Annotated in this window: 21 protein-coding genes, 1 tRNA gene and 1 pseudogene; 11 read left to right on the top strand and 12 right to left on the bottom strand. The window is 62.5% G+C overall.

All coding sequences use genetic code 11. The features are described 5' to 3' along the window. Positions 1-35 precede the first annotated feature (35 nt). The 6 genes and pseudogenes from mltG to CBP34_RS10840 all read left to right on the top strand — a co-directional run bounded on the left by mltG (position 36) and on the right by CBP34_RS10840 (position 4,668). Positions 36-1,028 carry an endolytic transglycosylase MltG gene (mltG, locus tag CBP34_RS10865; RefSeq protein ID WP_418134666.1) on the top strand — a complete coding sequence of 331 codons (993 nt, stop codon included), beginning with the start codon at positions 36-38 and terminating at the stop codon, positions 1,026-1,028. 46 nt (positions 1,029-1,074) lie between these two features. After that, entirely contained in the window at positions 1,075-1,752 is a 678-nt protein-coding gene (tmk, locus tag CBP34_RS10860) for a dTMP kinase (RefSeq protein ID WP_094098034.1), read from the top strand. Beyond that, a pseudogene (locus CBP34_RS10855) lies at positions 1,749-2,755 on the top strand (DNA polymerase III subunit delta'). The gene tmk and the pseudogene CBP34_RS10855 overlap by 4 nt, the downstream one beginning before the upstream one ends. A gap of 16 nt (positions 2,756-2,771) precedes the next feature. Beyond that, a complete protein-coding gene (locus CBP34_RS10850; protein ID WP_024814905.1) occupies positions 2,772-3,131 on the top strand; it encodes a PilZ domain-containing protein in 360 nt (119 codons plus the stop codon). Between the two features lie 62 nt (positions 3,132-3,193). Continuing rightward, the gene (locus tag CBP34_RS10845) at positions 3,194-4,000 is read left to right on the top strand and encodes a TatD family hydrolase (RefSeq protein WP_094098033.1); all 807 of its coding nucleotides are present in this window, start codon (positions 3,194-3,196) and stop codon (positions 3,998-4,000) included. Next, the gene (locus tag CBP34_RS10840) at positions 3,997-4,668 is read left to right on the top strand and encodes an ankyrin repeat domain-containing protein (RefSeq protein ID WP_094098032.1); all 672 of its coding nucleotides are present in this window, start codon (positions 3,997-3,999) and stop codon (positions 4,666-4,668) included. The genes CBP34_RS10845 and CBP34_RS10840 overlap by 4 nt, the downstream gene beginning before the upstream one ends. Positions 4,669-4,706: 38 nt before the next feature. Here the strand turns inward: CBP34_RS10840 and msbA are convergent, their stop codons facing one another. Next, positions 4,707-6,494, bottom strand: a complete 1,788-nt coding sequence (msbA, locus tag CBP34_RS10835) for a lipid A export permease/ATP-binding protein MsbA (RefSeq protein ID WP_094098031.1) — start codon at positions 6,492-6,494, stop codon at positions 4,707-4,709. 119 nt (positions 6,495-6,613) lie between these two features. Here msbA and tolB point away from each other — a divergent pair, with 119 nt between their 5' ends. From tolB to CBP34_RS10810, 5 genes are all read left to right on the top strand, one after another. Next, positions 6,614-7,936 (top strand): Tol-Pal system beta propeller repeat protein TolB, encoded by a 1,323-nt coding sequence (tolB, locus tag CBP34_RS10830; RefSeq protein WP_086927428.1) that lies wholly within the window; start codon positions 6,614-6,616, stop codon positions 7,934-7,936. 44 nt (positions 7,937-7,980) lie between these two features. Next, positions 7,981-8,520, top strand: a complete 540-nt coding sequence (pal, locus tag CBP34_RS10825) for a peptidoglycan-associated lipoprotein Pal (RefSeq protein WP_086912581.1) — start codon at positions 7,981-7,983, stop codon at positions 8,518-8,520. A 20-nt stretch (positions 8,521-8,540) separates the two neighbouring features. Beyond that, positions 8,541-9,302 (top strand): tol-pal system protein YbgF, encoded by a 762-nt coding sequence (gene ybgF, locus CBP34_RS10820; RefSeq protein ID WP_204246653.1) that lies wholly within the window; start codon positions 8,541-8,543, stop codon positions 9,300-9,302. After that, complete coding sequence (locus CBP34_RS10815) at positions 9,299-10,132, top strand: tRNA threonylcarbamoyladenosine dehydratase (protein ID WP_094098030.1); 834 nt, start codon at positions 9,299-9,301, stop codon at positions 10,130-10,132. The genes ybgF and CBP34_RS10815 overlap by 4 nt, the downstream gene beginning before the upstream one ends. 42 nt (positions 10,133-10,174) lie before the next feature. Then, positions 10,175-10,250 (top strand) — tRNA-Lys (locus CBP34_RS10810). Positions 10,251-10,354: 104 nt separating this feature from the next. On the opposite strand, the gene CBP34_RS10805 is transcribed toward CBP34_RS10810, so the two are convergent. From CBP34_RS10805 to CBP34_RS10755, 11 genes are all read right to left on the bottom strand, one after another. Beyond that, positions 10,355-10,672 (bottom strand): phage head closure protein, encoded by a 318-nt coding sequence (locus tag CBP34_RS10805; RefSeq protein ID WP_094098029.1) that lies wholly within the window; start codon positions 10,670-10,672, stop codon positions 10,355-10,357. Further along, entirely contained in the window at positions 10,669-10,947 is a 279-nt protein-coding gene (locus CBP34_RS10800; protein WP_094098028.1) for a head-tail connector protein, read from the bottom strand. Before CBP34_RS10800 ends, CBP34_RS10805 begins: the two co-directional genes overlap by 4 nt. Before the next feature lie 203 nt (positions 10,948-11,150). Continuing rightward, positions 11,151-12,653 (bottom strand): terminase large subunit, encoded by a 1,503-nt coding sequence (locus tag CBP34_RS10795; RefSeq protein ID WP_094098027.1) that lies wholly within the window; start codon positions 12,651-12,653, stop codon positions 11,151-11,153. After that, on the bottom strand, positions 12,650-13,063 hold the full coding sequence (locus tag CBP34_RS10790; RefSeq protein ID WP_094098026.1) for a terminase: 414 nt from the start codon (positions 13,061-13,063) through the stop codon (positions 12,650-12,652). Before CBP34_RS10790 ends, CBP34_RS10795 begins: the two co-directional genes overlap by 4 nt. Beyond that, entirely contained in the window at positions 13,060-13,608 is a 549-nt protein-coding gene (locus CBP34_RS19795) for an HNH endonuclease (RefSeq protein WP_208616324.1), read from the bottom strand. Before CBP34_RS19795 ends, CBP34_RS10790 begins: the two co-directional genes overlap by 4 nt. Further along, positions 13,605-14,768, bottom strand: coding sequence for a phage portal protein (locus CBP34_RS10780; RefSeq protein WP_335622283.1), 1,164 nt, complete (start codon positions 14,766-14,768; stop codon positions 13,605-13,607). The genes CBP34_RS19795 and CBP34_RS10780 overlap by 4 nt, the downstream gene beginning before the upstream one ends. Positions 14,769-14,794: 26 nt before the next feature. Then, the gene (locus CBP34_RS10775) at positions 14,795-15,346 is read right to left on the bottom strand and encodes an HK97 family phage prohead protease (protein ID WP_094098024.1); all 552 of its coding nucleotides are present in this window, start codon (positions 15,344-15,346) and stop codon (positions 14,795-14,797) included. A gap of 10 nt (positions 15,347-15,356) precedes the next feature. Beyond that, complete coding sequence (locus CBP34_RS10770; RefSeq protein ID WP_094098023.1) at positions 15,357-16,583, bottom strand: phage major capsid protein; 1,227 nt, start codon at positions 16,581-16,583, stop codon at positions 15,357-15,359. A gap of 135 nt (positions 16,584-16,718) precedes the next feature. Beyond that, positions 16,719-16,904: a hypothetical protein gene (locus tag CBP34_RS10765; protein WP_094098022.1), complete on the bottom strand. Its 186-nt coding sequence runs from the start codon at positions 16,902-16,904 to the stop codon at positions 16,719-16,721. An 11-nt stretch (positions 16,905-16,915) separates the two neighbouring features. Next, entirely contained in the window at positions 16,916-19,150 is a 2,235-nt protein-coding gene (locus tag CBP34_RS10760; protein ID WP_094098021.1) for a bifunctional DNA primase/polymerase, read from the bottom strand. 4 nt (positions 19,151-19,154) lie between these two features. Then, entirely contained in the window at positions 19,155-19,613 is a 459-nt protein-coding gene (locus tag CBP34_RS10755) for a helix-turn-helix transcriptional regulator (RefSeq protein WP_094098020.1), read from the bottom strand. Positions 19,614-19,750: the final 137 nt, after the last annotated feature.

Here is a 19,750-nt window from a genome sequence, read left to right as displayed (position 1 = left end):
TGATGCCCGCTCCCATTCTTACAGGCAGCAGGGTTGTGCGACGTTTACTGGCTTTGATCGTGTTGGTGGTGATCGCACTGGGCGGTGCGGCCTATTGGTGGCTGCACCAGCCTTTGCAAATGACTGGCGCTGGCACGCAGGCGCTGGAGCTTGCCATCGAACCCGGCACCACACCGCGCGGTGTGGCCCGCGATGTGGTGGCGGCGGGGGTGAATACCGACGCCCGCCTGCTGTATGCCTGGTTCCGTTTTTCGGGGCAGGACCGTGCCATCAAGGCGGGCAACTACGAAATCCCGCCGGGCACGACGCCGATCGGTTTGCTGCGCAAGCTGGCACGGGGCGAGGAGGCGTTGCGCGCACTCACGCTGGTGGAGGGCTGGAACTGGCGCCAGGTGCGCCAGGCGCTGGCCAGGGAGGAGCAGCTCAGGCACGACGCCGCCACCCTGACTGACGAAGCCCTGATGGCCCAACTGGGCCGACCCGGCGTGGCGCCCGAGGGGCGGTTTTTTCCGGATACCTACACCTATGCCAAGGGGTCGAGTGACATCGCCCTGCTGCGCAGGGCTCTGCACGCCATGGATCGCCGCCTCGAAGCCGCCTGGGCGCAGCGCGCTGCCGATACCCCGCTCAAGTCGGCCGACCAAGCCCTTATTCTGGCCAGCATCGTCGAAAAGGAAACCGGCAAGGCCAGCGACCGCGGCCAGATCGCGGGTGTGTTCACCAACCGCCTGCGCGTGGGCATGCTGCTGCAGACCGACCCCACGGTGATCTATGGCCTGGGCGAGAAGTTTGACGGCAACCTGCGCCGCCGCGACCTGCAGACCGACACGCCCTGGAACACCTACACCCGTGCGGGCCTGCCGCCCACGCCGATTGCCATGCCCGGCAAGGCCTCGCTGCTGGCCGCCGTGCAGCCCGACCCCACACGCGCCCTGTACTTTGTGGCCAAGGGCGATGGCACCAGCCATTTCAGCGCGTCGCTGGACGAGCACAACCGCGCCGTCAATCGCTACCAGCGGGGGCAATGAGCGGCCTCTGTGCGCGCCACCGCGTCCCGATTCAACCAAGGATTCCATGTTACGACCCGGTCTGTTCATTACCTTTGAAGGCATCGACGGTGCGGGCAAGTCCTCGCACATCGAGGGCCTGGCGGCGGCGTTCCGCGCCCAAGGGCGCGCGGTCACCGTGAGCCGTGAGCCGGGGGGTACCCCGCTGGCCGAAAAGCTGCGCGAGATGGTGCTGAACGACCCCATGGATGCGCTCACCGAGTCCCTGCTGATTTTTGCCGCGCGTCGCGACCACTTGCGCAATGTCATCGAGCCCGCCCTGGCGCGGGGCGATGTGGTGCTGTGCGACCGTTTCACCGACGCGACCTTTGCCTACCAGGGGGCAGGGCGGGGTTTTGATCTGGATGTGCTATCAACTTTGGAGCGACTGGCGCAGACTGGGCTTGCGCCTGATGCCGATTTGATGCGTGAACCTGATTTGACCGTCTGGTTTGATCTCGCGCCCGAGGTCGCCGCCGAGCGCCTGGCCGGTGCCCGTGTTCCCGACCGTTTTGAGGCGCAGCCCGTGGAGTTCTTCCGCCGCGTGGCCCAGGGCTATGCCGACCGGGCCGCCGCAGCGCCCCAGCGCTTTGCACGGCTGGACGCCGCGCAGGACCGCCACCGCGTATGGCAGCAGCTCACCAGCGTGTTCGTGCGCAAGGGGTGGCTGGCGATCATGGTGGCCAGCCAGGGAGGCCCGCAATGAGCGAGAGGGTCGCTGCCCTTGCGCCCTGGATTGCCGCACAGCGCAGCAGCTTGCTGGCCCAGCGCGGCCATGCCTGGCTGCTGCAAGGCCCCTCGGGCTGGGCCAGTACGCACTGGGCATGGAGCTCGTGCGCGCTTGGCTGTGCGATGCCCCCACGCCCCAGGGCGCATGCGGCCGGTGCGGCAGCTGCCACGCCATCGATGTGCGCACCCATGCCGACCTGTGCGTGCTGATGCCTGAGGTGCAGATGATGGCGCTGGGCTGGCCTCTGTCAGAAAAGGCCCAGGCCGACATCGACGACAAGAAGCGCAAGCCCAGCCGCGAGATCCGCGTGGAGGCCATGCGCGATGCGGTGGAGTTTGCCCAGCGTACGTCCGGCCGGGGGCGGGGCAAGGCGGTGCTGGTCTATCCGGCGGAGCAGATGAACCACATCACGGCCAATGCGCTCCTCAAGACCCTGGAGGAGCCGCCCGGCGATGTGCGCTTTGTGCTGGCCAGCGAAGCGGCGCACCAGCTGCTGCCCACCATTCGCAGTCGCTGCCTGGGCCACACCATGGTCTGGCCCGCCGAGGCCGAGATGCTGCAGTGGCTGAACGGGCAGGGGGTGGAGCCAGCGGCCGCAGCGGCACACCTGCGCGCCGCCGGCGGCCGGCCGGACGACGCCCTGGCGCTCGCACGGTCTGGACGCAGCCCACAGGCCTGGGCGGCACTGCCCCAGGCCATGGCGCGCGGCGACGTGGCGGCGCTGGGCGATTGGGCGCCCGCCCAGGCGATAGACGCCCTGCAGAAGCTGTGCCATGACCTGCTGGCTGCCTGCGTGGGTGCGGCACCTCGCTATTTCGCGCCGGGCGACCTGCCCAAGCCGCCACCGCTGGGGGCTCTTACGCGCTGGTCGCGCGCCCTGGCCAAAGCTGCACGCACGGCCGACCATCCGTTCAATGCCGGCCTGATGCTGGAGGCGCTTGTGGCCCAGGCGCGAAACACCCTACACTCAAGGCACTGAAGTAGTAGCCATCACCATGAGCAGTCCATCCACAGCGCCCCGTCCCAGTGTCATGCAGCTGGCCATCAAGGAGAAGGCCGCCTTGTACGCGGCCTACATTCCCTTTTTTGTGGAAGGGGGCATTTTTGTTCCCACGCCGCGCGACTACAAACTGGGTGACGATGTGTATGTGCTGCTGACCCTGCCCGACGATACACAGCGCTATCCGGTGGCCGGGCGTGTGGCATGGGTCACCCCGCCGCGCGCAGCCGGCAACCGCACGCAGGGGGTTGGCATCCAGTTCCCCAAGGACGAGAAATCGCGCCAGCTCAAGGCCAAGATCGAGGAACTGCTGGGCACGGCCCTCGGTTCGGAGCGTCCCACGCAAACCATCTGATTGCCTGGTGTGATCCTGTGCCGACCCGCGCTGGCTGGTCGGCTTTTTTGTTTTGAAACCGCATGTTTACCGATTCCCACTGTCACCTCAGCTTTCCGGAACTGCTCAGTCAGTTACCCGTCATCCGCCAGGCCATGTCCGACGCCCAGGTGGACCGTGCCTTGTGCATTTGCACCACGATGGAGGAATTCGATGGTGTGCATGCCCTCGCGCTGGCCCATGACAACTTCTGGAGCACGGTGGGCGTGCATCCCGACAACGAGGGTGTGACCGAGCCATCGGTGCAGGATCTGCTGGACCGCGCTGCGTTGCCCCGCGTGGTGGCCATTGGCGAAACGGGCCTGGACTATTACGGCATGGAGGACCGCAAGGGCGGCCGCAGCATTGCCGACCTGGAATGGCAGCGCGAGCGCTTTCGCACGCATATCCGCGCTGCGCGGGCCTGCGGCAAGCCCCTGGTCATTCACACCCGCAGCGCCTCGGATGACACCCTGGCCATCCTGCGCGAAGAGGGCGAAGATGGTGCCGGCAATCTGGCAGGCGGCGTGTTTCACTGCTTTACCGAGTCGATGCAGGTGGCGCGCGCTGCGCTCGACCTGGGTTACTACATCTCGTTCTCGGGCATCGTCACGTTCAAGAGTGCGCAGGAATTGCGCGATGTGGCGGCCTATGTTCCCCTGGATCGTATGCTGATCGAAACCGACAGCCCGTATCTTGCGCCTGTGCCTTATCGCGGCAAGACAAATAACCCGTCGTATGTGCCCCTGGTGGCGCGGCAAATCGCGCTGACGCGGGGCATCGAGGTGGACGTGGTGGCCCAGGCCACCAGCCGCAATTTCGAGACGTTGTTCAAGGGAGTGGTGGCATGAGTCTGCAACGCCGTTCCGTGCTGGCCCTGGCGCTGGTGGCTGCGAGCGCGATGGCGCGCGCAGGCTCCTACGATGATTTCTTCACCGCCATCCGGCGCGATGATGGCGCCGCGATTGCAGCGCTGCTGCGGCGCGGTTTTGACCCGAATACGCGCGACCCCAGGGGGCAGGTCGGGTTAGCGATGGCCTTGCAGCTCGATTCCCGCAAGGCCTTTGACGCACTCATGGGGGCGCGGCAGTTGAATGTGGAGGCACGCAACGCGCAGGACGAAAGTCCGCTCATGCTGGCAGCCATCAAGGGCCACATCGAGGCCGTCAAGGCCTTGATTGCGCGGGATGCCGATGTGAACAAGCCGGGCTGGACGGCCCTGCACTATGCCGCGTCGGGCACCACACCCGAGCACACGCGCATCATCGCCCTGTTGCTGGAGAACCATGCCTACATCGATGCGGCGTCGCCCAACGGCACGACGCCCTTGATGATGGCGGCGCAATATGGCACCAGCGACGCAGTGCAGTTGTTGCTGGACGAGGGTGCAGATCCATCGCTGAAAAACCAGCTGGGGCTGACCGCCAGTGACTTTGCGCTGCGGGTCAGTCGCAAGGAGACGGCGGAAACCATTGCCGCCGCAGTGCGCCGCCGCCAGCCCAACCGCGGCAAGTGGTAGTTGGTGGCTGAGCGCGCAGCGGGCCCTCGGAATCTGTTCTATCCGGCGTTCGGGCGATTTTGCAGGCGGGCATAAAGCCCGCCGCTGGCCAGCAGGGCGCTGTGCGTGCCTTGCTCTGCAATGTGGCCTCGCTCCATCACCACCACGCGGTCGGCATGCTCGATGGTGGACAGGCGGTGGGCAATGACCAATGTAGTGCGGCCGCGCATCAGCCGTTGCAGGGCGTCCTGTACCAGCCGCTCTGACTCGGTATCCAGCGCGGACGTTGCCTCGTCCAGGATGAGGATGGGCGCATCCTTGTACAAGGCCCGAGCGATGGCCAGACGCTGGCGTTGGCCGCCGGAAAGCTGGGTGGCGTTGTGGCCGACCACCGTGTGGATGCCCTGGGGCAGTGCAGCCACATGTTCCTTCAGGTTCGCAGCCGCAAGGCATTCGTGCACCCGTTGCTCATCCACGCTGCTGCCCAAGGCCACGTTCGCGGCGATGGTGTCGTTGAACATCACCACGTCCTGGCTGACCATGGCGAACTGCGAACGCAGCGCATCGAGGCGCCATTCGGCCAGGGGGTGGCCATCCAGCATGATCTGGCCCGACGAGGGATTGACAAAACGGGGGAGCAGGTTGACCAGGGTGGTCTTGCCTGCGCCCGAGGGACCCACCAGGGCCACGATTTCGCCCGGCCGAACGGACAGGCTCACGCGGTCCAGGGCGGGGGCGTGTTCTGGTCCGAAGGACACCGTCACATCCTGCAGGGTCAGGGCGCCTTGCGCACGCTCGGTGGTGTATTTGCCGCCGGTTTCTGCAGCCGCATCGCTGAGCAGCGCAAGCCCGCGCTCCAGCGCCGCCAGGCCCCGGGTGATCGGGTTGGCTACGTCCGCAAGCCGGCGGATGGGTGCAATCAGCATGAGCATTGCCGTGATGAACGCGACAAAACCGCCCACCGTCACCCCCCGCGTGTCCACCGCGCCGCGGTTTTGCCACAGGGCGATGCAGATCACCGTTGACAGGGCGGCGGCGGCAAGCAACTGCGTCAGCGGCGTCATGGACGACGACGCGATGGTCGATTTGATGGCCAGGCGACGCAGGTTTCGGCTCAGGCTGCCAAAGCGTTCTGCCTGACCCGCTTGTGCCCCGTGCAGGCGCACCATGCGATGCGCCAAGACGTTTTCTTCCACGACATAGGCCAGTTCGTCCGTTGCCTGCTGGCTGCTTTTGGTCAGGCTGTACAGGCGCCGTGACAGCGTCTTCATGATCCACGCGACGCCGGGCACCACCACGGCCACAATCAGCGTGAGTTGCCAGTTCAGAAAAAGCAGGTAGCCCAGCAGGGCAATGAGCGTAAAGCCATCGCGCGACAAACCCATCAATGCCTGGACCAGCAGGGTGGAACCTGTCTGCACCTCGTACACCACGGTGTTGGACAGCGCGCTGGCAGACTGTCGGCTGAAAAGGGCCATTTCCGCTGCCAGCACGCGATCAAACAGTGCCTGTCGCAGCGCCAGCATGCCTTCGTTGGCAATGCGCGCCAGCGCATACTGGGCCACGAATTGCGCCATTCCGCGCACCAGAAAAACGCCCAGAATGGCAACCGGCACCATCCACAGTTGCAGCGTTCCCTGGGTGAAACCACGGTCCAGCAGCGGCTGCAGCAAGGCGGGAATGAGCGGTTCGGTGGCGGCGCCCACCAGGGTTGCCACGATGGCGACGACCCAGGCGAGGCGATGGTGGCCGAAATAGGTCGTGAGTCGCGACATTCGGGCGCGCAGGCTGGGCGGGGAAGAAGGCGCGGCAGAGGTCGCCTGGGCGCTTGTATCGGTAGCGTGCATGTGGGGCGGATTCTACGTTTCGCTGCATGCCCATTGCACAGTTTGTCACAGGGGCACCTAGATGGTGTGTAACATTCACGCCTGTTCACCGGCTTTCGCTCGGTTTCCGCTGGCTGCCAATGACCACTGATCGAACTCCTACCTCCTTACCTGCAGCGGCCTTGCCGCAATCCCTGCGCCGCCGTCTGCTGGCCGCGCTGATCATCTCCACCCCCACATTGCCCGCCTTGGCGCAGTTCCGCGTCGAGGTCACGGGCGTTGGACTGACCCAGCTGCCCATTGCCATCGCCCCCTTTCGCGGCGAGGCGCAATCTCCCCAGAAAATCGCCGCTATCGTTCAGGCCGACCTGGAGCGCAGCGGGCAATTTCGCGCGGTAGACGCATCGGGCTCCGCGCTCGATGAAACCTCGCGCCCCGATGTGGCGCTGTGGCGGCAAAAAAGCGCTGATTCGCTGGCCACCGGAAGCGTGACGCGCCTTGCCGATGGGCGTTTTGACGTGCGCTTTCGCCTGTGGGATGTAGTGCGTGGGCAAGACCTTGGTGGCCAGAGTTTTGTGGTCACCCAAGGTGATCTGCGCCTGGTAGCGCACCGTATTGCCGATTTCATCTACGAGAAGCTGACGGGCGAACGCGGCGTTTTCTCGACGCGCATTGTTTATGTCACCAAGGCGGGCACGCGTTACAGCCTCTGGGTGGCCGATGCCGATGGCGAGAATGCGCAGTCGGCCTTGTCCAGCCCCGAGCCTATTATTTCTCCGGCCTGGTCGCCCAATGGTGGGCAGATCGCCTATGTGTCGTTTGAGTCGCGCAAGCCCGTGGTGTATGTGCACGACGTGGCAACGGGGCGGCGCCGGCTCATCGCGAATTTCCGGGGCTCCAACAGCGCGCCAGCATGGGCGCCGGATGGCCGCACGCTGGCTGTCACCCTGAGCCGGGACGGGGGCTCCCAGCTCTACACCATTGACGCCAACGGTGGCGAGCCGCGTCGACTGATGCAAAGCAGCGGAATTGACACCGAACCCGTGTTTTCCAGTGATGGCCGCCACATCTACTTTGTGAGTGACCGCGGTGGCGCGCCACAGATCTACAAGGTTCCCACAGCTGGCGGCAATGCCGAGCGTGTCACCTTCACGGGCACCTACAACATCTCGCCCAGCATCAGTCCTGACGGGCGCTGGCTTGCCTACATCTCGCGTGTCAGCGGCGCCTTCAAGCTGCATGTGTTGGATCTGTCGTCGGGAGCCGTTTCGGCCATTACCGACACCAGCGCCGATGAAAACCCCAGTTTTGCCCCGAACAGCCGCCTGATCGTTTACGCCACGCAACAGCAAGGCCGTGAAGCCCTGATGACCAGCACCCTGGATGGAAAAATCAAGGCGCGCCTCGCGGGGCAGGGCGGCGACATTCGCGAACCCGATTGGGGCCCGTTTCAGAAGCAGTGAACCTATTGGCACATTTGTAAATCAAGCTTGCAGGAGAATTTTGGATGATCAAACGCATTTCCCTCGCCATCACCGTCGCAGCCCTCATGGCGGGCTGCAGTTCGGGCGTCAAGCTCGACGATGTTCCCGTTGAAGACAAAACGGCCATCCCCACCACGGGCGCCAATGGCGGTGCCACATCCGGCGGTGCTGGACAAGCCGGTGTGGCCGGTGTCAATGTAGGGCAATCCGCAGCGGACGCGGCCGGTCCGGTCGGTGTCAGCCGGCTCGTGTATTTTGATTACGACAGCTACGTTATCAAGCCCGAATTCCAGTCGCTGATCGAAGCCCATGCCCGCTTCATCAAGTCGAGCGGCAACCGAAAGGTGATGGTGGAAGGCCACACCGACGAGCGTGGTGGTCGCGAATACAACCTGGCCCTGGGCCAAAAACGTGCCGAAGCTGTTCGTCGCTCGCTTGGCTTGTTGGGTGTTCCTGACGCCCAGGTGGAAGCCGTGAGTTTCGGCAAAGAGAAGCCGGCGGTCCAAGGCAGCAGTGAAGATGTGCACGCGCAAAACCGCCGCGCTGAACTGTCTTACCGTTGATGCGCGCAGCAAGGTTTCCAATGCCGGCCAAGACGCTGCTGACGCTGCTGTTGTCCTGTGCCTTTGCTGCCACCGGCCACGCTGCGCTGTTTGAGGATGATGAGGCACGGCGTGCCATCCTTGAGTTGCGGCAGCGGGTTGACGCGCTGCAGCAGCGATCGGCGGAGGATATTCGCAAATCGGGTGATGACAGCTCGCAGCTGCGGCGCGGATTGCTGGACCTGCAGACTCAGATTGAAGCGCTGCGCGTGGAGCAAGCCAAATTGCGCGGACAGAACGAACAGCTGTTGCGTGACGTGGGAGAGCTCCAGCGCCGCCAAAAGGACATCGCGCAAGGTGTCGATGAGCGGTTGCGCCAGTTTGAGCCCGTGAAAGTGACGGTGGATGGACTTGAGTTTCAAGCCGATGCCGCCGAGAAGCGCGATTTCGAGGCCGCCCTGGCAGTCTTTCGCTCCGGCAAATTCGCCGAGGCCAACACGGCGTTTGCCGGTTTTGTGCGGCAATACCCGCGCAGCGGCTATGTGCCGTCGGCACGTTTTTGGCTGGGCAATGCACAGTATGCGGCGCGTGAATACAAAGATGCAATCGGTAACTTCCGGCTGCTGTTGTCAGGGTCTCCAGGCCACGCCCGTGCGCCCGAAGCGGCCTTGTCCATTGCCAACTGCCAGATCGAGTTGAAGGAAACCCGCGCGGCCCGAAAGACTCTGGAAGATCTGTTGAAGGCGTATCCCCAATCCGAGGCTGCCGTCGCTGCGAAAGAGCGGTTGTCACGTCTTAAATGACGGCATTGATCGCGCCCGCGCATGTGGCCGCGGTGGAGGGTGAAGCGGTTTTCGATGCAGATCTGCAGCGCCGTTTTGGCGGCCTGGAACGCTTGTATGGTGTTGCAGGCGCACAGCGCATCCGGCAGTCCCACGTCGTTGTGGCAGGCATTGGCGGCGTGGGATCCTGGGCCGCCGAGGCACTGGCTCGCAGCGGTGTGGGGCGCATCACCCTGATCGACCTCGACCATGTGGCCGAATCCAACATCAATCGGCAGATTCATGCGTTGACCACGACCGTCGGCCAGGCCAAGGTGGTGGCAATGCAGGAGCGCATTGCGCTCATCAATCCCCTGTGCGAGGTGTTGTGCATTGAGGATTTCGTTACGCCCGAGAATTGGTCCAGCCTGCTGACAGAACCGATGGACGCGGTGATTGACGCCTGTGACCAGATCAAGGCCAAGACGGCGATGGCAGCCTGGGCTCGCGACACCGGAACGCTTTTTGTCAGTGTGGGTGCTGCAGGCGGAAAGCGGCATGCGCACAAGATCGATATCGACGATCTCAGCGCAACAACGCACGACCCCTTGCTGGCGCAATTGCGTTACCGACTGCGCAAACACCATCAGGCCCCCCGGGAGGGGCGCAAAATGGGCGTCACCTGCGTGTTCAGCCGGGAGGCCGTGGCTGCGCCCGATGCCTCATGTGCCGTGGATGGCGACGGCACCTTGAACTGCCATGGATACGGCTCTGTCGTGGCCGTGACGGCAACCTTTGGGCAGTGTGCGGCCGGTTGGGTGCTCGACAAACTGGCAGTCGGCAGCAAGAAGCCCGAAAAAATCACGCTATAATCCAAGGCTTTGCAGCAGTTGATAAAACATCTTCTGCAAGTTGGGACGTTAGCTCAGTTGGTAGAGCAGCGGACTTTTAATCCGTTTGTCGTGGGTTCGACCCCCGCACGTCCCACCAGATAAGCCTTATGGCACATGGAAACCCCGCTATCAAATAGGTAGCGGGGTTTTTTACTTTCTGAGCTGGTGACAGTCTGGTGACAGTTTGCGGGCTGGTGACAGTCAACCGATGGCCCTGCACATCAACACCAGCTCACGACGGCTTGAATGCACGTCTGCCACGCTGGTGATGCCGTACACCTTGCCGTCATGGATCACCCTGTCTGCGGCGGTGATACCGGGCCGGTAGCGCATCCTGATGCGTGCCGTCACCTCGGCCACCAGGGCAGCAGCAGCAAGGTATTCCCGGCCCACCAGCGGCTCCACAGCGGCCCAGCAGGTGAACAAGGGGGCCCAGCTCTCGATGGGTTGGCCCAGCTCGTCAAAGCCGCCTTGCAGCCGCTCCACCGTCACCCGTTGGTCAAGGTCGCCCGCTCTCATGAGTGCGCCCGGTAGGGGTTCAGCAGGTTGCGGTACGTGTCGTTGCCGTACAGCTTTCGGTCGCCCTGCGCTTCCCGGTTCAGATACAGGTCGTTCACCATCAACATGGCGGCGCTTTTGATTGGGCTGGGCACGGTCGCTGTCATCTGGTCCAGCGGCATGTTGAGATAGTCCGCCACGGCTGCGGTCGCAGTCGTCATCAACATCTGGATCAATCCGTCCTCTTCGTCGTGGTCACAGCGGAGATACAGCTTCGTTTCGGCAAAGTCGAGCATTTGAATCTTTCAAATGGTTGGAATAGGTGCCAGCACCGTGGGAGAAAGGATCAGGGCCATGGACGCATCAGAGAATCACTCACCTTTGCGCCCAGTCCGTGAAAGCCCACTTGCTGGCTGTCGGGGTTTTTCTTATGCGCGGCACTGTCCGACTAATCCGCGTCCGGCCTTCCACTCATGTGGCCCCCCGGCTAGGGCGATATTCAAACGAACGTGAAACTGTCGAAGGCGATCCCCTGCGCCTCGGTGGCTTTGCTGGCCACACCCATGGCCATGGCAAGGGCCTGCAATCCGTCAATGCGTCCGGTAGCCTTCGCCTTGTCCAGCTTGCGCCCACCGGCTGGGTCTTTTGTCACCACGGCATTGGCGGCACACATGGTCAGCACCGGATGGCCACCGTGGGCGATGCGCCCATTCAGCAGCTCGGCCTCCAGGGCATCAAGGGCGACACTCATGTCTTTAAAGCCCTGGCCATGTTCGACTAGCGGCAGATCAACACCCAGGCGGTCGAACTCTTTCTTCAGCAGGTCGATTCGCCATCTGTCAAAAGCTATCCCACGAACATCAAGGTCAGCAAGAATCTCGGCAATGTCTGCGGCGACAAACTCATAGTCCACGCTGGCACCTGGCGTCGTCCGTAACAGGCCCTGGCGCGCCCATGTCGAGTAAGGCGCACGGTCACGGCGGCTGCGATCCTCAATGCCGGACTCGGGGCACCAGAAATACGACTGCACATGCCACACGTCATCCACCTGGCCGACGATCACCATGGCCGTGAGGTCTAGGCGGGCGCTCAGGTCGATCCCGCACCAGACAGGCACGTCACCCAAAAAGGCGGGCAGGGCTGCGCAGGACTTCCACACGTCCGGGCTGATGAATGGCGAGACAGTCGAAACCCGCTGATTCAGCAGCAAGTTGCGGGCGCTGTTTTCCATGCTCGGCATCCGCTGCGCTTGCGTCAGTTGCTCGCGTAGGTCATCAAGGCTGCGGAATGTGCCCAGGGCAGGATTTGCCGCACGCCATGCGCTTTCGTCCAACAAGTCACACCCGGCGGGCGCTTCGTACACATGGCAGACGATGCGCTTATCCTGGCTGGCGCGGGCGTCATCAATCCACGTTGAAAGCAAGTCCGCGTCATTCGCTGCGGCGGTACTGATGGCGATCAGCAGCGGCGCTTCGTGGGCACCTTGTGACGTGGTGATAGCGTCGATGAAGTCGGATTGCGGGCCACGCACCTGGCCGATTTCGTCCAAGATGGCCAGCACCGGGCTAAGGCCGTGGGCGGTCTTGCCGTCAGCAGCAAGGGCGCGATATTCAGTATTGAGCGGCAGGCCCAGCAGGCGTTTGCCGCTCGGGATGATCCGCACGATGCTGGAAAGCTTCGGGGAAAGCTGCACCATCTTGCTGGCCAGATTGAACACCAGGGCGGCCTGATCCCGGCTCATGGCACCGCTCACGATCTGGCTGTTTTGCTTCGCCTCGGGGCCCACCAGGTGCGCCAGTAGCAGGCCAGCAATCAGGCCAGATTTCCCATTCTTGCGTGCTACTGAAAGAATAGCACGGCGCGTTCCTGCGGGGTTGTCGTACACGTCCCGAATGAACTGCTTTTGAAACTCTGCCAGCACCATGGGTTGCCCCACCTGCGCACCGTCTGGCGTGACGATGAAACGGGTGATGAACTCAATAACGCGGGCGGCGCGGGTCATACCGCCCTGAGCCTCGGGATCAGATCATCGCCGTCGTCCTGGCGTGCGCTGCGCTCCAGCTCGGCACCCTTGGCAATGTCTGCACTGCGGCCCACCGTGGCCACCGTGTTGACAGCAATGGCGCGTGTCAGGGCAAGGGCAAGGCGGGTTAGCTTCGCATGGTCGTCGGAGCCTACGGGCGCGGCCTCCAGGGCGAACTGCACGCGGGCAAGGTTGGCAGCACTCGCCATGTCCACCGGGTTCCAGGTGTCACGCGGGCGGGCCTGCACGATGGCATCCCAGAATGGGCGGGCACCGTCCGGCACCAGCACATGGGCAGGCGGCGACAAGGGCGGCAGGGCTGCGGCCTGAGTGGCAGCAATGGCGGCTGCGGCGCTGTCGGAGCGCTTTCGCTTGGCTGTTAGCTTCATGGGTGCCTCTTTTTTAAGCAGTCAACGTTAAAGCGAAGGGAACAGGTCGGTTCGGGGTCAATCGCCTCTGGTGATTTCTGCTCTGAAACACCCGCAGCAAGGCCACCAGAACGCGCCACAGCAGCTTTATTCCAAGGATGGTCACTACCTATGGGGTAGCCCTGTTCGTCGCATCCAAGGCGCGGTGGTCTGCCGTACAGCTCTGCCATAGTCTTGATGCTGTGACAGGGCTTGCAAAGGGCCTGAAGCGCATCCCGGCTGTTATCGGCTGCACCTCGCATGTGGTCGACTTCGGTAGCTGGCACCACTAGCCCTTGGGCGGCGCAGTGGCGGCACAGCGGTTCTTCGGCCAGCACCTGCTTTCTGAGCTTGCGCCACGCGGCGGAATTGAGTCCCAGCGTCCGCCCGTTGCTGTCCTTTGTCCACCTCATTGGTGGTTTGACAAGGTAGCCATTCACGCGGCGCTCTTCGGGCATACCGTTGCTGTCCAGGCCCTTGGGTGGCTGTTGCCGGGCGTTCTTAAAGAAGTCGGGCGGGCGGCTCATTGCTTGCTCGGGTAAGGCAATGGAGCTGGGACAGATTTTTGGCTCAGTGGCGCATCGTCGATACCCTCGATGGCGCTTAAATTTTCGAGTTTTCGGGCCTCTGAGCGCATGAGCCATCCGTCCGAGATACCGCTCGAATAGAACTGCGCACGGTTCACGCTGTCGCCCCTCAGCAGGCCTTCCACCTGATGTTCGGCAAAGTAGGTGCGGCGTCCGGCTTCGGTCAGGCACTTGGCTGCAATGGCTTGCTCCCAGCCGATCAAATGGCGGCGCAATGTCATCGTTACGAACTGCCGTGCCAGCTCCACAGAGTTGCTGTAGTTCGCTGATTCCATGCTTTGCACGATGGTGGGCGGCACGCGGAACAGGCGACACACCTCGATCACGGATAGCTTGCGGGCCTCGATCCACGATGCATCTTCAAGGCTCATAGACAGGGCTTGAAACTCCACGCCCTCCTCAAGAATCGCAGTCCGTCCGGCATTCGCAGCACCAGCATGTTGACTGGCCCACGATGCGCCGATAGCTTGACGTTGTTCGGGCCGGAGCTTGCCGGGAAACCTCAACACCCCCAGCATCTTTGCGCCGTTGGTGAAGGTGCTCACCCCGTGCTGATTCTCTGCAATGGCCAGTTCCACCACACCACGGGCAGCGGCGATAGGGCTTACACCCAGCACACCGTCATCGCCCAGGCGGTGGCGAAGGTGAAGGCATTCATGGGCAAGCAAGGTGGTTCGGGTGCCTTCCTTGCTGTACTCATAGACAAGGCCGGATGGCGTGCGGCGAACCTGCACATTGTCCGGATTGAGTGGCCACAGTTCGCGCACCTGGCCGTCATAGCCTCGCACGATGCGGGCGAAGGCGTTGCCCTTGAGCAGTACGGCGGCCTGCATGTATTCCCGGAACTCCAGAGCAGTTTGCTCGGGGTTCGCCATGTCGTGCAAAACACGGTACAGGGGATGGTCTGCGGCGCGTTCCCGGTCGCCATCTTCACCACGGCGGAACAGGATCAGGGGAAGGGATGCGGTGGTTTCGCTGATGGCCTGCACACACGCATAGACCGCCGATACACCTTGTGCGGTCGTAGGCGTCACAGCACTGGCAGTCAGGGGCACAGGCCAGCCATTCACGCCGATGGTGCTGCGCTTTTCCAGGCCCACCAGGGACAAGGCGCGGGTAATGATGCTCATGACAGTTCCAGCCACAGAAAGTTGTTATCGCGGTGGATATGGAAGTGGGCATAGCCTTGCTCGATAGGCTTGGAGCGCTTGGCCACTTCGGTGTCTGGATATGCCGGTTGCGCCGTCACAGTCACTTCAACCAATTCCACGTTGCGCAGCTCGCGCAGCATGGAGCCGTCGCCACGGTCTAACCAGGTGTCGCCACCTTCGGGCACATGAAACCCGAAGCTGCAACCTTGGATAACGCGGCTCTCCACCAAAACGGCAATATCGCGGGCCACTGAGGTATCAGGCAGGCGAAGTTCAAAAGCCAATCCATGGTCATCTTCCCGAAGTTGCAAGGTGCCGGATGCGGTGCTTCCCAGCAGGGCGCGGCGGTCGTGGTCGGCAAGTGCCACGATGTTGCGGCCGTCTGCCAGCGATGCGCGAAACGCACCAGGCATAACGCGTTCGAAGAAGTCCCCTATCCGGGTTTCCGAACCGAAACGCGCAACATATCCTTGCAGCCGTCCGGGCGATGACGCCCGAAGCTCGCCAGTACGAATTTCAAGCGTCATCGCGTTCTCCTTAGATGCTCAGATCGTCAGCCAGCACGAATGCCTTGGCGTTGCGGACTGCCATATCCATGGTCGCCATGATTCGGAGCTGAATTGCACCGGCTTCATAGAAACCCGTGCCCCATGGATTAGCCAGAATTTCAGAGCTTTGGTAGTCGGCCACAATCAGTTGCGAAAAGTCGCCAGCGATGATTCGGCCCTTGTCCGGCGTGCCGCTCTTGGCGTCCAACTGGTTGGTGATGTAGGCATTCAAGCCAGCCACGCGGCCACCTTGCATAAGGTATTCGCCACCGGCTACGGAGTCCTTGAGGGTGGTTTGCAGTTTGGTGGCGGCCTTGGCATGGGTCACGATGCCGTTGGCAGTGACGTTTTCAATCGCCAGCTTTTCCAGCATGGCCACCACAGCGGCCCAGCTCAAAGTGGCCAGCGATGCGGTTTGAATGCCCGCGGTGTTGATGATGCCCACCGGCTCGTCGTTGGCAGCAAGGCCATGCAGCATTGCTTTGTCAATGGCCTGGCCGATCACCCGCACAAAGTCGTCACGAATGAGTTGCTCGATCGAGGGGTTGGCCTGTTGCAGCAACTGGCGCGAAACGCTGGAAAGTGCGCCCACATGCTTGGGGGTCAACTTGATGTTGTCGAACGTTGCGCTCGATTCGGTCAAGGGGTCGCCTTCGCCTACCCAAAAAGCGCTTGATGCACCAGTCTGTTTTGGCACGATCACGTCACCACGAACACCAGACAGCACGCGGGCACCCAGGGACTTCATTACCAGGGCATTGCGGAACAAGCCCACGAACTCGCTGGCCTTGTATTCGTCTGGCGTGATTTTTGCCGCGCTGGTGGTGTCCATGGTGGTGCGCTGCTCAAACACGCTAGAGGGCACCAGCACGCCACCACGGCGGGCGGTAATGCCCTGGCGCTTTTGTTCCTGGCCGTACTCAGCAAGGGCACCAGACACAGCGCGGTTTTCCACTTGGGCATTGATGGCATCAATCAGGCTAACGCGGCCTTCCAGCTCGTTGCGGGCCTTGTGCACCGGCGTGCCCAGGCTGCGGCGCTCGGCGTCCTCCACGAACTGAGCGCGGGCTTCTTGGCCTTCCAGATTCACGATTTCGGCCTTGATGGCGTCGAACTTCGTCTGAGCTTCGGGCGTGAGGGTTGGCATGGATGCCAGCAGGCTGCGGGCTTCGGAGACTTTGGCGGCGCGGGCTTCACGGATTTGATGCAGTTGCATGTGCTTCTTTCTTGAGGTGTGCCCATGCAATCGCCGGGCGGGTTGCAATAGTCATAGACTATTGATACTGCGGAATATATAGCAGGAATCTATGGTGGTGTCAAGAAAAAACCCGCACAGGGCGGGCTTGGTGTGTCAGTCCTTCATGCGCTGCGCTATGTCGTAGAGCTTTCGGGACAGTTCCAGCAAGTTGCGCTTGCCGATGGGCACGATCACAAAGTTGTCTGCGTCGGTGGCAATCAAGGCGTTTTGTGCGTACTCGATTGCGTACCCGTCGGGGTGCTGGTACAGGGTTTCAGGTGTGAGAACAGGTGTTTTCATGCTGTTGTTTCTCAAAGTGCCACGGTGGGGTGCGGTGACTCCATGTGCGCGCTCTTTCCCCCATACCCCCTAGCGGAGTCGCCGCAGTCGCCGCACTCCACTGCGGTAGGTGCGGTGACTTCCAGTACCTCATAAGTCGCCGCAGTCGCCGCAGTCGCCGCAGGTGATAGGCCCGCCTGCTCCCGCCCCTGGCTCGTGACTTCCCAACGCTCGCGCTGCTTGCGGTCTGCGCCCCGGTACTCCACGCGGGCCAGATACCCGGCGCGCTCGGCCTGGCGCAGCAGATCAAACACATCGTTTTGTTTCAAGCCCTTGGGGTAGGTGCTCTCGCCGGACAGCAGCTTTACCGCGTGCGTCCGGCTGGTGGTAGCGGCGCTCACATGCTCGCCGCGCTCGGTGAACTCAGCGATCAGCTTTAACAGGGCCTTCGTGTTCACGCGGTCGGCAATGTGCGCAACAACCCCCACCAATGGCGCGTCCAGTTGCGGCAGGCCGTCAGCAGGCCAAAACAGGTGCAGCGGCTCGCGCAGCTTCCCGTGGTTGATCTTCTGATGTTCCAGCTTCAACCCGCCCGCCTCATCGCGCGTCATGAATAGGCGACTGCGCACGCTGTTGTGCCATGCGGTGCTACCGCTGTAGCCTTCGCCGCCCTCGGCCTTGCGCGCTCGGCTGGTGTTTTTGTCAACGTGTGCCAGCAGCAGCACCGCACTGTTGTTGTCCTTCGCAATTGACTTCAGGCACCGAATGAAGGCCCGCACCTGGCGGCGTTGGATTTCGTCGCCGCCGTAGGCATCGCTGGCGTTGTCCACAATGACAAGATCAGCGCCCGCTGCCAGCTTGCGCAGCTCGGCATAGGTGCCCGTGGTGGTGCCAGCATCGCGGCCTGTCGTTGCGAAAAGCTCGGGATCTTCGGTGCCGTCGAATACTTGCAGATTGGCCAGCTCCTCGGGTTCAATGTCCCATTCACGGCAGATATTGGCCAGTCGGTGCCGCACTACCGGCCCGCTGTCCTCCAGGCTCAGGAACAGGACGCGCGATGGTTCGGTGTCAACCCCGAACAATGGGCGTCCGGTCGCCGCTGCCACTGCCAGCATCAATGAGATATAGCTTTTGCCCGTGCCGCCGTGCGCGCCCAAAAGCGAAACCTCACCACGGGGCAGATATCCTTTCCACACATAACGCGGCGGCGGGGATGGCGCGGAAACCACGTCAAAAACGGAAACAGGCGATAGCTTCGGGCCGGGTGGCTCGTCGGTGTCAACCTCCAGCGGCTCGAAACCTGCACTTTGCCGTGGGCGGTCTGGCAAGCCCTCATAGTTGGGCGAAGTCTGCCCAGCGGTGCGCGCGCTCTCCAGTGTCTTGCGCACCTCGTCCGGTTCCAGGCCTGCGGCCAGTGCGGCGCGCTCCATGGTCGCCGCCACTTGCTGCCAGTCCAGCCGCCCAGCGGAAGACAGCCGGGACAGTCCGTAGGCTGCGCCATTCAGCACATCATTGCGCCCACCTTCAGGTGCTGCCAGAACGGCGCTTGTAGCGCGCTCCAATGCCCGTTGGCTGTAGTGGTCGCGTGCGGTGCTTTGCAGCGCCTGCGGGGCTGTTGCGGGGCTTGCCGGAGCATTCTTTTCCTCGGTCAGCACATCCAAAAGCCACTGCGGGCAATCCACCATGCGGCCTTGCCCGATCCACTGATAGGCCCGCCCGTCGATCGTGCTCGGTGGTGCCACCAGGTAGCCCCCATGCGCGCGAACGTCGATACCTGGCCGGATGCCCGCGCGATTCTTCACACGCACTTCGGGCGGCTTCTTGAAATACAGGTGCCAGCCGCCCGTGGTGGTTTCAACCGTGAGGGTTTCAGGCAGTCCACCATGCTGCGCTGCCAGCTCTGCCATGGTGGCGTGCCCGTCAACGTCTTTGACGTCAATGTCCACGGCCACCAGCTCGGGCGGCAGGGCAATGCCGATATTGGCACTAGGCCAGCGTGTCCACCATGCGCGGATCGTGTCCGGGTCGGTGCTGGCGTCCTTCAGGCCATGTTCGGTGGCGGGGCGTTTGGTGTTGGGCAGCAGTGGGAACACATGCCAATCGCTGGCGGCATAGTCCATTGCTTCAAGCATCAATTGATTGTTGCTCTCGCCTTCACTGCATGAGAAAATCGGGCTGTACTCTTTCGAAGTCGCCGTGGTGGTCTGGTAGCCCCCGGCGACTTTCTCATTGGGCACGCTTGCGCCCACTTCGGTGGTGGTGCTCATGGTCTTAGGCCTCCACTCGTTGCGATGTGGCTTGCTTATTGATCCATGCGTCTATTTCCGCTTTCACCCAGCGGGACGACTTACCTACTTTGATTGGTTTTGGAAATTCATCAGCCGCGATTAGCTGATAGATGCGACTACGGCCAAAACTGACGTAGTGCGAGAGAGGCTCAAACGCGAGTAGCGCAGGCGGGAAAGATGGGTGTGAAGATTTAGAACGTGGGCGTCGTCGGTCTGAGTCGGGGTCGCCGTCACCATCCCCGCCATCGTCGTCTGATGCTGCCACCTCGGGCGCTGCGGCGCTTTCGCCACCTCCACCGGCTTCGGGCATGTCGTCGGTAATGCTCAGTGCGGGCGCATGGTCGCGGCCATTGCGCACAACGTAGCCCATCAACGCGTGCCCGAGACTAGGTAGCGTGTAGGTGCCGCGCTCAATTCTTGACATACCTTTGATGATGATCATTTTTGCCTTTCTTGATTGCCCTTTGCTATAGAAAAAATAGCATTATCCGGGGCGCTGCGATTATTCCAGTAATTCTTACGCTGTGCAACACTATCTGTAGTGATTTTTTTATGGCAGCGCACTACAGGTAGTGTTGA

The organism is Acidovorax carolinensis, from assembly GCF_002157145.1.
Taxonomy (GTDB): domain Bacteria; phylum Pseudomonadota; class Gammaproteobacteria; order Burkholderiales; family Burkholderiaceae_C; genus Acidovorax; species Acidovorax carolinensis.
The sequence above is the reverse complement of the archived record's forward strand: the minus strand, read 5'-3'. Positions and strand labels throughout refer to the sequence as shown.